The following is a 13158-nucleotide window of genomic DNA, read 5'->3' as shown; positions in this document are numbered from 1 at the left end:
CAGCGATGAGCACCTCCGCAGACACCGCGACGAGCCGCCCGCGCGCGGTCCTCGTGGTCGCGATCCTCGCCTCCTTCGTGGCGTTCCTCGACGGCACCGTCGTCAACGTGGCACTGCCCGCGATCACCCGCGAGCTCGGCGGCGGGCTCGCCGTGCAGCAGTGGGTGGTCGACGGCTACCTGATCACCCTCGGCGCGCTGATCCTGGTCGCCGGCTCGCTGGCCGACCGGATCGGGCGCGCCCGCAGCATGACGATCGGCCTGATCGGCTTCGGCGTCACCTCGCTGCTCTGCGCGCTCGCGCCGACGGCGGAGGTGCTGATCGTCGCGCGGATGCTCCAGGGCGCCGCCGGGGCGATCCTCGTGCCCAGCTCGCTCGCGCTGATCATCGCGACGGTCCACGGCGCCGCGCAGGCGAAGACCATCGGCGCGTGGACCGCGTGGACGGGCACGGCGACGATCGCGGGCCCGGTGATCGGCGGGCTGCTGGTGGACGCCGGCTCCTGGCGCTACGTCTTCGCCCTCAACCTCCTCCCGATCGCGGTGACGCTGCTGCTCCTGCGGCGGCTCGGCCACGTCGACTCCGGCACCCGGGTGCCGATCGACGGCGTCGGCGCGGTGCTCGGCGTGATCGGCCTCGGCGGGCCGGTGTTCGCGCTGATCGAGCAGGAGCGGCTCGGCTTCGGGAACCCGCTGGTGCTCGTGGCCCTGATCGGCGGTCTGGCCGCCCTGGTCGCCTTCGTGCTCTGGGAGCGGCGGACGCCGAACCCGATGCTGCCGCTCTCGCTGTTCGCCTCGCGCAACTTCGCGGTCGGCAACGTCTCGACGGCGTTCGTCTACGGGGCGCTCTCGTTCGGCTTCTTCGCCCTGGGTCTCTACCTGCAGCAGGGGCTCGGCTTCTCGGCCACGCTCGCCGGCCTCGCCACGCTGCCGCCGACGATCCTGCTCCTGCTGCTCTCGCAGGTCGCCGGCTCTCTGACGGCGCGGTTCGGGCCGCGGCTGTTCATGGGTGTCGGACCCCTGGTGGCCGGCGTCGGCTTCCTGCTGCTGGCCGGCGTCCGTCCGCCGGCCGACTACGCCACCCAGCTGCTGCCCGGCATCCTGCTCTTCGGGCTGGGCCTCGCGATCACCGTCGCCCCGCTCACCTCCACCATCCTCGGCGCGGTCGACAGCCGGCACAGCGGAGTCGGCTCCGCCATCAACAACGCGGTCTCGCGGATCGCCGGTCTGGTCGCGATCGCCGCCACCTCGCTGATCGTGGGCGACACGCTCGACGCGGAGGGCTTCCGCCGCGCGGCGATCGCGACCGCTGTGCTGCTCTTCCTCGGCGGGCTGGTCTCACTGCTCGGCATCCGCAACCCGGTGCGCGACGCGGAGCAGACGGCCGCGCGCTGACAGGTTGGCCCCCCGGGCGGCTCAGCCGTCGAGCTCCGCGACGTCGTAGCCGAAGATCGCGCCGTCGGCGTCCTCCTCCGCGATGCCGGCGTAGGCGAAGCCGAACGGGTTCTCGCCGTCGACGATCGCGTTGTAGACGCCGTCGAAGGAGAAGCGGCCGGTCACCGGATCGACCGGGGTGAACCGGCCCGCGTCGCGGCGGAGATCGACTCGCTCGTTCGGGTCCGAGAAGTTCACGAACGCCTTCGAGGGCATCGGACCGCGCGAGATGGTGACGGTGCCGGTCAGCGGCGGGAACTCGACCCGGTCGCCGACACGGGTCCCGCGGTACTGGCGGGGGGTGAAGACGATCGTCCCGGTGATCTCCGTGGTCGAGGCCGCGGCGCCGGGGGAGGCGAGTGCGGCTCCGACCACGGGAGCGGCCCAGGCGCCGGCCAGCACGGTGCGGCGGCGGAGGGCGTCGGCGGGGGTGGGGGCGTCGGTCATCGGTGTCTCCTGTCGAAGGGCGCCTCCGGAGGGGCGCCGGCTCTGGCCGGGGATCGCGCGGATGCTGCGGGGCCGTCCTCAGTCTTCGTCGTGCTCCGCGCGGACTCGCCCGCGCCGTGGCGACCGTCTGTGCCCCTTCCGAGGGTGGAAGGCGGCGTGGAAGTGTCCATCAGTCGTCGGACAGGGGTCCCGCGTCGAAAAAGGTTGTCGCTACATGGAATACTTGATCCGTCGATGCGCTTGCATACATCGGACGGGGACGAGCTTCCCGCGCGATTCACACTCTCGAGGAGAAACCATGAGCGACACCACCACCATCCCCGGATACCGCGCCGGCACCTGGGTCATCGACCCCACGCACAGCGAGGTCGGCTTCAGCGTCCGCCACCTGATGATCAGCAAGGTCAAGGGCAAGTTCGAGCGCTTCACCGCCACCTTCACCACCGGCGAGAACCCGCTGGACTCCAAGGTCGAGGCCACCGCGGAGGTCGCCTCCATCAACACCAACGAGCCCAACCGCGACGGACACCTCCGCACCGGCGACTTCTTCGAGGCCGAGAAGTACCCCTCGATCCACTTCGTGTCGACCGCGGTCCGCGCGAACGGCGACGACTTCCTCGTCGACGGCGAGCTCACCATCAAGGACGTCACCAAGCCCGTGACCTTCGAGGTCGAGTTCGGCGGCTTCGGCTCCGACCCCTACGGCAACTACAAGGCCGGTCTGACCGCCAAGGCGACCATCGACCGCACCGACTTCGGTCTCACCTACAACGCCGCCCTCGAGACCGGTGGCGTGCTCATCGGCGAGAAGGTCACCATCACGCTCGACCTCCAGGCCGCGCACCAGGCGTAGTCCGTCCCACCACGACCGAGGCCGCCCCTCCCCACCCGGGGAGCGGGCGGCCTCGGTCGTCCGTGCGCCCACCTCCTGCTGATCGAGCAGCCCGCTCACCCCTGCTGATCGAGCTGCCCGCGGAGCGGGCGCGTCGAGATCCATCGTCGCCGGACGGCGGGTCTGCAGTCCCGCCCTGCTGGGGCCGGTAGGTCTCGATACGCCCCTGCGGGGCTACTCGACCAGCATGCAGTTGCGCCCCCGCGGAGCTGCTCGGCCGGCACGGCCTCCGGCACGGCCTCCGGCACGGCCTCCGGCACGGCCTCCGGCACGGTCAGAGGATGCCGAGCTCGGTCAGCTGCTCGGAGATGCCGGCGCCGTCCGGGGCGTAGACCCACGGGGTGCCGCTCGTCTCCGAGAGGTCGGCCGCCTTCGAGCGGCCGCCGGCGAGCACCGCCTCGCCGTTGGAGAGCTGGCGGATCGCGATCGCCGCGACCTTCTCGGGGTGCTCGTGCGCGAAGTCGGAGTAGATCTCCTCGTCGTGCTGCCCGTCGTCGCCGACCAGCAGCCAGCGGACGTCCGGGAACTCCATGGCGAGGCGGCGGAGGTTCTCCTCCTTGTGCTGCTTGCCGCTGCGGAACCAGCGGTCGTGCGTCGGCCCCCAGTCGGTCAGGAGCAGCGCGCCCGCCGGGTAGAGGTGCCGCGACAGGAACCGCGTCAGCGCCGGCGCGACGTTCCAGGCGCCGGTGGAGAGGTAGATGACGGGCGAGCCCTGGTTCTGCCGGGAGAAGCGGTCGAGGAAGACGGCCATCCCGGGCGTGGGCATCCGCGCGTGCTCGTCGAGCACGAAGGTGTTCCAGGCGGCGACGAAGGGCCGGGGGAGCGCCGTGACCATGACCGTGTCGTCGACGTCGGACACGACGCCGATCCTCGCCTCCGGCCGCACGATGAAGACGGGGGCCTCGACCGGCGCGCCGCCCTCGACGGTGAGGGTGATGCGGTGCCAGCCCGGCTCGAGCGTGATCGGGATGTCGGTGTCGATCACGCCGCCGCGGTCCGCGACCATCCGGTGGCTCTGCCCGTCGACCGAGACCGAGACGACCGCGCCGCTGATGTAGAGGCTCGTGAAGCTGCGCCAGCCGCGGACGCTCTCCACGGGCTGGACCTCCTCCGCCCCGGGCGGGGTGGGCCGGGTGTAGAGGACGCGCGCGAGCACGCGGAGCTGCTCGGTGGTGCCGTAGCCGGTGTAGGGGATGATCCGCGGCACGTAGCCCTTGCGCGTCACCCGGCGCATGCGCAGCGCGTGGATCCGGTCCTCGATGCGTGCGGCGCGGTGCAGGACCTCGGCCGCCCCGGCGCTCATCGGTTTGCTCTCGGGCGTCAGCGGCATCCGCCCAGTGTGCCAGACGGCCCCGGCAGCCGGACGCCCCCGTCCGGCGGGCGCCGCGCTGCGCCGGAGGAGGGGCGCCGGTCCGGCTCAGTCCTCGACGGGCTCGATCAGCTCCGGCCCGTTGCTGCCCACCGTGCCGACCGCGGCGCCGACGCGGTGCACGTCGAGCTCCTCGGCCAGCTCGGCCGCGCCGTCGGACGCCGCGCGCAGCAGCGAGCCGTCGCCCGGGGTGAGTGGGTCGAGCCAGTCCTCGATCAGCTCCGGCTGCAGCAGCACGGGCATCCGCTCGTGCACCTCGGCCACCGCGCCCGCGGACGGGCGCGTCAGGATCGTCGCCGACAGCAGCCACGGCGCCCCGGGCTCCGCCGAGCGCCACCACTCGTACAGCCCGGCGAACAGCACGAGTGCCCCGCCGCCCGGGGAGACGAACACGGGTGCCTTCGCGCCGTCGGCGCCGACCCGCCACTCGTACCAGCCGGAGGCCGGCACGATCGCCCGTCGCGCGGCGAAGGACTCGCGGAAGGAGGGCTTCTCGGCGACCGACTCGATCCGCGCGTTGAAGAGCGGCGCACCGGACGGATCCGCGGCCGAGCGGGGCACCAGGCCCCAGCGCGCTCCGGCCAGGCGGCGGCGCGGTGGCTCGCCCTCCTCCACGCCCTTCATCGACTCCGCGACGACGGCGATCCGCTGCGTCGGCGCGATGTTCCAGGACGGGCCCGGAAGATCCGCGCCGGGCTCGTCGATGTCGAAGAGCGCGACCAGGTCGGCGCTGGTCTGCGAGAGGACGAAGCGTCCGCACATGGGTCCTCCTGGGGTGCCGCTGCGCGCCCACCCTACGCGGGGCGAAGAAAGCGAGAGACATTCGGTGATTCGACGCGGACGGCACGTCCGCGTGCGTACGATTGTAGAAACCGATACCGAAGGAGCTTCGCCGTGCCGCTTGGAAACCTCGTCGATCGACCTTTCGGAGAGTCGCCTCAGGTCCGCAACGAGCCCGTCCAGGTCCGCAGCGCGGCCCGGCTGGCCTCCCTCCTCGACGCCGCCGCGGCCGTGGTCGACGAGGTCGGCTTCGACCGCCTGACCACCGCGATGGTGGCCGAGCGCGCGGGCGCCGCGATCGGCACCGTCTACCGCTACTTCCCCGACCGCATCGCCGTGCTCCAGGCGCTGCGCGAGCGCGCGCTCGAGCGCTTCCGCAAGAAGGTCATCACCGACATCCGCGAGAAGCACCCGGCGGACTGGTGGGGCGCCGTCGACTGCGCGGTCGACGCGTTCTGCGACATGCACCGCACCGAGGCCGGCTTCCGCTCGATCCGCTTCGTCGACACGATCCACGCCCCCGAGGTCGCGGGGGAGGCGTTCGAGGCCGGCTTCTTCGCCCGCCGCTTCGCCGAGATCCTCGCCTCCGAGTACGGCCTGCCCGGGGGCGCTCAGCTGTCGTTCCGCCTCGAGGTCGTGATCGAGGTCGCGGACGCCATGCTCACCCGCGCCTTCCTCATCGACCCGGCCGGCGACCAGCGCTTCATCGACGAGGCCCGGGTGCTGCTGCGCAACTACCTCTCGATGCACTACGGGCCGATCGAGGCCTGACCGCGACGGCCGCCGGCGGCCTAGCTCTTTCCACGCTCCGGTGCAACACTGCGCCATCCGGGTTGGCACGCGTCTCCGAATGATGTTTTGCTGATCGCCAGGTTCTGACCGGGACCACGGGACAGGGAAGAGCAGGACCGTGATCGAATTCCGCGGAGTGAGCAAGCAGTATCCGGACGGCACGCGGGCGGTGGACGACTTCTCGCTCGTGCTGCCCTCCCGGCAGACGACCGTCTTCGTCGGCTCGTCCGGCTGCGGCAAGACGACGATCCTGCGGATGATCAACCGCATGATCGAGCCGACCGGCGGCACGATCGAGATCGACGGCGAGGACATCTCCACGCTCCCGGCCGTCTCCCTCCGCCGCCGCATCGGCTACGTCATGCAGAACTCGGGCCTCCTGCCGCACCGCCGGGTGATCGACAACATCGCCACGGTGCCGCGCCTCAACGGCGTCGCGAAGAAGCCCGCCCACGACCGCGCGCTCGAGCTGATGGACACCGTCGGCCTCGACCGCTCCCTCGCCACTCGGTACCCCAGCCAGCTCTCCGGCGGTCAGCAGCAGCGCGTCGGCGTCGCGCGCGGTCTCGCCGTCGACCCCAACATCCTGCTGATGGACGAGCCGTTCGGCGCCGTCGATCCGCTCGTGCGCGCCGACCTCCAGCGCGAGACGCTCCGCCTGCAGCGCGAGCTCGACAAGACGGTCGTCTTCGTCACCCACGACATCGACGAGGCCTTCCTGCTCGGCGATCAGGTCGTCATCCTCGAGAAGGGCGGCCGGATCGCGCAGAAGGGCTCGCCCGCCGAGATCCTCGCGAATCCGGCCAGCGAATTCGTCGCCGGCTTCGTCGGCGCCGACCGCGGCAAGCGCTCGCTGTCGATCGAGGAGCGCGACGGCGCCCGGATCGTCGTCGACGGCGACGGGCGGCCGACCGGCGTCCTCCGCGCGCAGGACGGCGACGACGCGTGAACTGGGTCGTCAACAACACCGATCAGATCCTCGCGAACCTGCTGGCGCACCTCGCGCTCTCGGTCCCGCCGATCCTGCTCAGCTTCGTGATCTCGCTGCCGTTCGGCTGGGTCGCCAACCGCTACCGCTGGAGCCGCGGCACGCTGCTCACCGGGCTCGGCGTGCTCTACGCGATCCCGTCGCTGGCGATGTTCATCCTGCTGCCCGCGCTGCTCGGCATCCCGCTGCGCTCCACCGCGAACGTCATCATCGGCCTCACGCTCTACGGCATCGCGCTGATGGTGCGGACCACCTCCGACGCGCTCTCCGCGGTATCGGAGGACGTGACCCAGTCGGCCACGGCGATGGGCTACTCCGCCTGGGCTCGGTTCTGGAAGGTCGAGTTCCCGCTCGCCGGTCCCGTCCTGCTCTCGGGCCTGCGCGTGGTCACGGTGAGTACGGTCAGCCTGGTGACGGTCGGCGCGGTGCTGGGCATCCAGAGTCTCGGCCTGCTCTTCACCGACGGCTTCCAGCGCGGCATCCAGGGCGAGATCATCACCGGCATCGTGCTCACGATCGTGCTGGCCCTCGTGCTCGACGGGCTCCTCGTCCTGCTCGGGCGCCTGCTGATGCCGTGGACCACCCTCGACCGGAGCCGCTCCCGCCGCAGGAGCGCCGCGAGCGCGAAGGCGGTGACCGCGTGAACCTCATCGCCCAGGCCTTCGCCTGGATCGGCGACCCGACGCACTGGGAGGGCATCTACGGCATCCCGACCCGCGTCGCGCAGCACCTCGGCATCAGCCTCATCGTGCTGGTGATCGCCGCGGCCATCGCCATCCCGCTGGGCTACCTCATCGGCCACACCGGCAAGGGCAAGGGCATCGCGGTGCCCGTCGCCGGCGGCCTCCGCGCGCTGCCCACCCTGGGCGTGCTGGTGCTCGCGGCGATGAGCCTCGGTCTCGGCCTGGGCGCGCCGCTGATCGCACTGGTGATCCTGGCGATCCCGTCGATCCTCGCGGGCGCCTACTCCGGGCTCGAGGCGGTCGACCGCCGCACCGTCGACGCCGCGCGCTCCGTCGGCATGACGGAGTGGCAGATCCTGGCGAAGGTCGAGATCCCGCTCGGCCTGCCGCTGCTGATCGGCGGTCTCCGCGTCGCGGCGCTGCAGATCATCGCCACGGCGACGCTCGCCGACTACATCGGCGCCGGCGGTCTCGGCCGCTACATCTTCCAGGGCGTCAAGGCGGGCGACTACCCGCAGATGCTCGCGGGCTCGATCATCGTGATCGTGCTCACGCTGCTCAGCGAGGTGCTGTTCGCGGTCCTCCAGCGGATCGCCGTGCCCCGCGGCGTCGTGCTCGGCCTCGGCCGCGCCACGACCGAGCGCTCAGGTTTCCGCGCGTCGTCACTCCGACGCCGCGCGGTGGTGGGAATCCCCATCGACGAAGGGAAATAAGAGATGTTCACAGCAACCAAGAAGGGCCGTGTCGTTCTCAGCGCACTCGCGGTCGGCGCCGTGGTGGCGCTGGCAGGGTGCTCGTCCAGCGATCCGCTCGACGAAGGATCGGGAGCGACCGCCGGCGGCGACACCATCGTCATCGGCTCGCAGGACTACTACTCGAACGAGATCATCGCCGAGATCTACGCGCAGGCCCTCGAGGACGGGGGGATGACCGTGCAGCGCGACTTCCGCATCGGTCAGCGCGAGATCTACCTGCCCGAGATCGAGAGCGGCTCGATCGACGTGTTCCCCGAGTACGGCGGCAGCCTCCTGCAGGCGCTGGAGCCGGACACGACCGCGACCACGGCCGACGACGTCTACTCGGCGCTCACCGACGCCCTGCCCGACGGCCTGCGCGCGCTCGACGCCGCGGACGCGAGCGACCAGAACTCCTACACGGTCACCCAGGCCTTCGCCGACCAGTGGAACCTGACCGACATCGCCTCGCTGAAGAACGTCACCGACCCGATCGTGCTCGGCGGCAACTCCGAGCTGCAGACCCGTCCCTACGGGCCCGACGCTCTGCAGTCGAAGTACGGCATCGCCACGACGTTCCAGGCGATCGAGGACAGCGGCGGATCGACGACCGTCGACGCGCTGGCCAGCAACCAGATCCAGATGGCGAACATCTACACCGCCGACCCGAACATCGAGTCGAACGACCTGCTGCCCCTCGCCGACCCCGACGGCCTGTTCGTCGCGGACAACGTGGTGCCCATCGTCTCCGACAAGGTCGACGACGACGCCGCCGAGATCATCAACGGGGTCAGCGCGAAGCTGACCGCCGACGACCTCGTCGCGCTGAACTCCGAGAGCGTCAACGAGCAGAAGTCGGCCGCGGCCATCGCGACCGAGTGGCTCACCTCGGCCGGCCTGATCGGCTGACCCGACCCGCTCACGCCTGGAGGCGCGTCACTCGTCGAGGTGACGCGCCTCTGCGCGTGAGAGGAGCTTCTTGACCCCGATGACGACCAGCACGAAGACCACGATCGCCCCGACGAAGAGGTAGCCCGCGTAGTGCAGGCTGTCCGACAGCTCGCGGTAGCCGCCCGCCGCGGCGGCCCCGACGCCGACGTAGGCGAACGACCAGAGGATGCACGCGGGCGTCGTCCAGGCCATGAAGGTCCGGTAGCTCATGCCGCTCATCCCGACGGTGAGCGGGATGAGGGAGTGCAGCACCGGGAGGAAGCGCGAGAGGAAGACGGCGATGCCGCCGCGGCGCGCGAGGTAGCGCTCGGCCCGCAGCCAGTTCTTCTCGCCGAGGCGGCGACCGAGGCGGGAGCCGCGGATCCGCGGTCCGAACCAGCGGCCCAGGTAGAAGCCGACCGATTCGCCGCAGAGCGCCCCGACGATCACGGCGATCGCGAGGGCGACGAACTGCAGGGGGGACGTCACGCCGGTCGCGCTGACGATCACGACGGTGTCGCCCGGCACGATCAGCCCGGCGAGGATCGTCGTCTCGAAGAAGACGGCGAGGCCGGCCAGCAGCGTCCGCCAGACGGGCGGCACGCTCACGACGAAGGCGAGGATGCCGGTCAGAGCGTCGTTCACGGCCGCGTGCGCTCCGGCATCTCAGCGGACCCGCTTGAGCAGCGACCAGAAGGTCTCGACGATCGAGCCCATGTCGACCCGGTCGTCGAGCAGCCACTGCACCTGCAGGCCGTCGGAGAGCGCGGTGATCATCTTCGCCGCGAGCTCGGGGTCGATGTCGGCCGCGATGAGCCCCTCGCTCTGGTCCTCGCGGACGCGGGCGGCGAAGACCTCGTTGACCGTCCGGTAGCGCTCGATGAAGAACTCGTGCGCGGGGTGCGACTCGTCGGTCGCATCGGCGGAGAGCGTCGCGTAGAGGTGGACGAGACCGGGCACCTCGCTGTTGTGGCGGATCAGCTTCACGACCTGCTCGATCGCCTGATCGCCCTTCCGCTCCAGGTCGTAGACGGCGCGGTCGGTGTCGTCGCGCTTGCGGAGGACCTCGGCGAAGAGCTCCTCCTTCGAGTCGAAGTAGTGCAGGAGCCCCGCCTGCGTCAGGCCGACCTCCTCCGAGATCTCGCGCAGCGAGGCCTTGCGGTACCCCTGCCGCGAGAACACCTCCAGGGCGGTCTGCAGAATCTCCTCGCGCTTCGCGACACCCTTGGCGTAGCTCCCCTTGCTCGGCATCCCTCGATCGTAGGGGGCGCGGCCGAGCGGGAGCCGCGAGCGTCGCGCGGTGACGGCGCACGATCTCTCAGTGCGGACGCGGGACGCCGGAGCAGCTGTGAAAGACCTGTGAAGATGCGAGCTCGACAGCGCGAAGCGGGGTCGCGAGCGATCGCTCGCCGTCGAGAGGTCCGTCGCCGACCCTCTGACGGACGCGGGCGCTGCTCGACCGGACCCACGGGAGGAGATCTCTCGACGTCTAGACGCTCTGTCTCGACGTCGAGACGTCACTGACGCGCGGGTCGGCGGTGGGCGGCTCGGACCGCCCCGGAAGGGTGTCGCCGGGGGCCCCGCGGGAGGCGCACATCCGCCCCAGTACTGGGATCCGAGGGCATCGCGCCCCTTTGGTCGACCTAGGCTCGGAGCCGTGAACGAACTCCTGGACCCGCTCCTCCTGTCGCGCTGGCAGTTCGGCCTGACGACGATCTACCACTTCCTCTTCGTGCCGCTCACCATCGGCATGGCGCTCACAGTGGCGATCTTCCAGACCTGCTGGGTGCGCACCGGCCGCGTGCACTACCTGCAGCTGACGAAGTTCTTCGGCAAGATCTTCCTGATCAACTTCGCGATGGGCGTGGTCACCGGCATCGTCCAGGAGTTCCAGTTCGGGATGAACTGGAGCGACTACTCCCGCTTCGTCGGCGACGTCTTCGGCGCCCCGCTCGCCTTCGAGGGCCTGCTCGCGTTCTTCCTCGAGGCGACGTTCATCGGCCTCTGGATCTTCGGCTGGGACAAGCTCCCGGCGAAGCTGCACCTCGCGACGATCTGGCTGACCACGCTCGGCACGACGCTCTCGGCCTACTTCATCATCGCCGCGAACGCCTTCATGCAGAACCCGGTCGGCTTCCGGATCAACGAGGCCAAGGGCCGCGCCGAGCTCACCGACATCTGGGCCCTGCTGACCAACAAGGTCGCGCTCGCCGCGTTCCCGCACACGATCTTCGCCTGCTTCATGGTCTCGGCCGCGGTGATCGTCAGCGTCGCCGCCTACCACCTGTCGCGGAACCAGCACCTCGAGACGATGCGCCCGGCGCTGAAGTTCGGCGCCTGGATGATGCTGGTCAGCGGCGGCCTCACCCTCTTCACCGGCGACTCGCTCGGCCTCGCGATGGTCGACACGCAGCCGATGAAGATGGCGGCCGCGGAGGCGCTCTATAAGACGTCCACCGGCGTCGACGCCTCGTTCTCGGTCTTCACCTGGGGCACCCCCGACGGCTCGAGCGAGCTCTTCTCGATCCGCATCCCCTACCTGCTCTCCTTCCTCTCGACGCACACCTTCACCGGCACCGTCGAGGGCATCGACGACCTGCAGGCGCAGTACAGCGCGGTCTACGGACCGGGCGACTACACGCCGATCATCTGGGTCACCTACTGGTCGTTCCGCTGGATGATGGCGCTCGGCGTCCTCGCCATCGGCGTCGCCGCCGCCGGCCTCTGGTTCACCCGCAAGGGCCGCCAGCCGAAGCAGTGGATGTGGAAGATCGCGATCTGGGCGGCACCGCTGCCGCTGATGGCGATGATCGTCGGCTGGGTCTTCACCGAGATGGGCCGCCAGCCCTGGCTGGTCTTCGGCCTGCTGAAGACCGCGGACGGCGTCTCGCCCGGGGTCAGCGGCCTCGAGGTGCTGATCTCGCTGATCGCCTTCACCGCGATCTACGGCACCCTCGCGATCGTCGAGTTCCGGTTGATCAAGCGGGCGGCCCAGGCCGGCCCCGACGACGCCCCCGAGATCGACGAGGAGAGCGGTCGCCCGCAGCTCGTCGGCACCGTCTACTGAGAAGGGCACTGCGCACATGGACCTCGGATCGCTCGATCTCGCCACGCTCTGGTTCTGGATCGTCGCCGTCTTCTTCATCGGCTACTTCGTCCTCGACGGCTTCGACTTCGGCGTCGGGATGTCGCTGCCGTTCCTCGGCCGCGACGACACCGACCGCCGCGTCCTGATCAACACGATCGGGCCGGTCTGGGACCTCAACGAGACCTGGGTCATCGTCGCGGGCGCTGCGATGTTCGCCGCCTTCCCCGAGTGGTACGCGACGCTCTTCAGCGGCTTCTACCTGCCGCTGCTGCTGATCCTGCTGGCGCTGATCGCCCGCGGCGTCTCCTTCGAGTACCGGCACCAGCGTCCGGAGGCCGCCTGGAAGAAGCGGTTCGACACGATGATCGTGATCGGCTCGGCCGTGCCCGCGTTCCTCTGGGGCGTCGCTTTCGCGAACATCGTGCAGGGCGTGCCGCTGGACGCGGACCACAACTACATCGGAACGGTCTTCGATCTGCTGAACCCGTACGCGCTGCTCGGCGGCGCGACGACGCTCCTGCTCTTCTTCACCCACGGCGTCGTGTTCGTCTCGCTGAAGACCGACGGCGAGATCCGCGAGCGCGCGCGCCGGCTGGCGACGCGGGCGGGGCTGGTGACCGTCGCGGTCGCCGCGGTGTTCCTCGGCTGGACGAACCTCGCGCAGGGGAGCGGTCCCTCCTGGCTGCTCTCGATCGCCGCGGCGACCGCGCTGATCCTCGCCTGGGTCGCCAACGTGCGCGGACGGGAGGGGCGCGCCTTCGCCCTGCTGGCCGGCACGATCGCCCTCGCGGTGCTCGCGCTGTTCACCACGCTCTTCCCGGCGGTGATGCCCGCCTCGAACGACATCGCCAACAGCCTGACCATCGAGAACGCCTCGAGCACGCCCTATACCCTGACGGTGATGAGCTGGACGGCGCTGGTCTTCGTCCCGCTCATCGTGGGCTACCAGGCCTGGACCTACTGGATCTTCCGCAAGCGCATCACCCGGAGCCACATCCCGGTCGACGCGCACTGACCGATCG

General features: G+C 70.5%; 14 protein-coding genes. 9 read left to right on the top strand and 5 right to left on the bottom strand.

Annotated elements, in window-relative coordinates; genetic code table 11:
• Positions 1 to 5: 5 nt before the first annotated feature.
• Positions 6 to 1394 (top strand): DHA2 family efflux MFS transporter permease subunit, encoded by a 1389-nt coding sequence (locus tag MT353_RS00700; protein ID WP_243623351.1) that lies wholly within the window; start codon positions 6 to 8, stop codon positions 1392 to 1394.
• A gap of 21 nt (positions 1395 to 1415) precedes the next feature.
• Here the strand turns inward: MT353_RS00700 and MT353_RS00695 are convergent, their stop codons facing one another.
• Positions 1416 to 1880, bottom strand: coding sequence for a hypothetical protein (locus tag MT353_RS00695; RefSeq protein ID WP_123445584.1), 465 nt, complete (start codon positions 1878 to 1880; stop codon positions 1416 to 1418).
• A gap of 298 nt (positions 1881 to 2178) precedes the next feature.
• On the opposite strand from MT353_RS00695, the gene MT353_RS00690 reads away from it, so the two are divergent.
• Positions 2179 to 2733 (top strand): YceI family protein, encoded by a 555-nt coding sequence (locus tag MT353_RS00690; protein ID WP_123445585.1) that lies wholly within the window; start codon positions 2179 to 2181, stop codon positions 2731 to 2733.
• Positions 2734 to 3046: 313 nt separating this feature from the next.
• On the opposite strand, the gene MT353_RS00685 is transcribed toward MT353_RS00690, so the two are convergent.
• Positions 3047 to 4102, bottom strand: coding sequence for an App1 family protein (locus MT353_RS00685; protein ID WP_123735421.1), 1056 nt, complete (start codon positions 4100 to 4102; stop codon positions 3047 to 3049).
• A gap of 87 nt (positions 4103 to 4189) precedes the next feature.
• Positions 4190 to 4903 carry an SOS response-associated peptidase gene (locus MT353_RS00680; RefSeq protein WP_127886258.1) on the bottom strand — a complete coding sequence of 238 codons (714 nt, stop codon included), beginning with the start codon at positions 4901 to 4903 and terminating at the stop codon, positions 4190 to 4192.
• Between the two features lie 132 nt (positions 4904 to 5035).
• Here MT353_RS00680 and MT353_RS00675 point away from each other — a divergent pair, with 132 nt between their 5' ends.
• From MT353_RS00675 to MT353_RS00655, 5 genes are all read left to right on the top strand, one after another.
• On the top strand, positions 5036 to 5692 hold the full coding sequence (locus tag MT353_RS00675; RefSeq protein WP_133961754.1) for a TetR family transcriptional regulator: 657 nt from the start codon (positions 5036 to 5038) through the stop codon (positions 5690 to 5692).
• Between the two features lie 139 nt (positions 5693 to 5831).
• The gene (locus MT353_RS00670; protein WP_243623350.1) at positions 5832 to 6662 is read left to right on the top strand and encodes an ABC transporter ATP-binding protein; all 831 of its coding nucleotides are present in this window, start codon (positions 5832 to 5834) and stop codon (positions 6660 to 6662) included.
• Positions 6659 to 7345 carry an ABC transporter permease gene (locus MT353_RS00665; protein ID WP_123445590.1) on the top strand — a complete coding sequence of 229 codons (687 nt, stop codon included), beginning with the start codon at positions 6659 to 6661 and terminating at the stop codon, positions 7343 to 7345. Before MT353_RS00670 ends, MT353_RS00665 begins: the two co-directional genes overlap by 4 nt.
• Positions 7342 to 8097 (top strand): ABC transporter permease, encoded by a 756-nt coding sequence (locus MT353_RS00660; protein WP_243599023.1) that lies wholly within the window; start codon positions 7342 to 7344, stop codon positions 8095 to 8097. Before MT353_RS00665 ends, MT353_RS00660 begins: the two co-directional genes overlap by 4 nt.
• Positions 8098 to 8100: 3 nt before the next feature.
• Positions 8101 to 9027, top strand: coding sequence for an ABC transporter substrate-binding protein (locus tag MT353_RS00655; RefSeq protein WP_123735425.1), 927 nt, complete (start codon positions 8101 to 8103; stop codon positions 9025 to 9027).
• Positions 9028 to 9054: 27 nt separating this feature from the next.
• On the opposite strand, the gene MT353_RS00650 is transcribed toward MT353_RS00655, so the two are convergent.
• Together MT353_RS00650 and MT353_RS00645 are read right to left on the bottom strand one after the other, a co-directional pair.
• Positions 9055 to 9693: a DedA family protein gene (locus tag MT353_RS00650; protein ID WP_243623347.1), complete on the bottom strand. Its 639-nt coding sequence runs from the start codon at positions 9691 to 9693 to the stop codon at positions 9055 to 9057.
• A gap of 21 nt (positions 9694 to 9714) precedes the next feature.
• The gene (locus MT353_RS00645; RefSeq protein ID WP_243599025.1) at positions 9715 to 10299 is read right to left on the bottom strand and encodes a TetR/AcrR family transcriptional regulator; all 585 of its coding nucleotides are present in this window, start codon (positions 10297 to 10299) and stop codon (positions 9715 to 9717) included.
• 406 nt (positions 10300 to 10705) lie between these two features.
• On the opposite strand from MT353_RS00645, the gene MT353_RS00640 reads away from it, so the two are divergent.
• Positions 10706 to 12115 (top strand): cytochrome ubiquinol oxidase subunit I, encoded by a 1410-nt coding sequence (locus MT353_RS00640; protein ID WP_243623346.1) that lies wholly within the window; start codon positions 10706 to 10708, stop codon positions 12113 to 12115.
• 16 nt (positions 12116 to 12131) lie between these two features.
• Positions 12132 to 13151 carry a cytochrome d ubiquinol oxidase subunit II gene (cydB, locus tag MT353_RS00635; RefSeq protein WP_243623344.1) on the top strand — a complete coding sequence of 340 codons (1020 nt, stop codon included), beginning with the start codon at positions 12132 to 12134 and terminating at the stop codon, positions 13149 to 13151.
• Positions 13152 to 13158 lie beyond the last annotated feature (7 nt).

It is taken from the genome of Rathayibacter sp. VKM Ac-2927, assembly GCF_022815525.1.
In the GTDB taxonomy this organism is placed as follows: Bacteria; Actinomycetota; Actinomycetes; order Actinomycetales; family Microbacteriaceae; genus Rathayibacter; species Rathayibacter festucae.
This window is presented reverse-complemented; position numbering and strand designations above follow the sequence as displayed.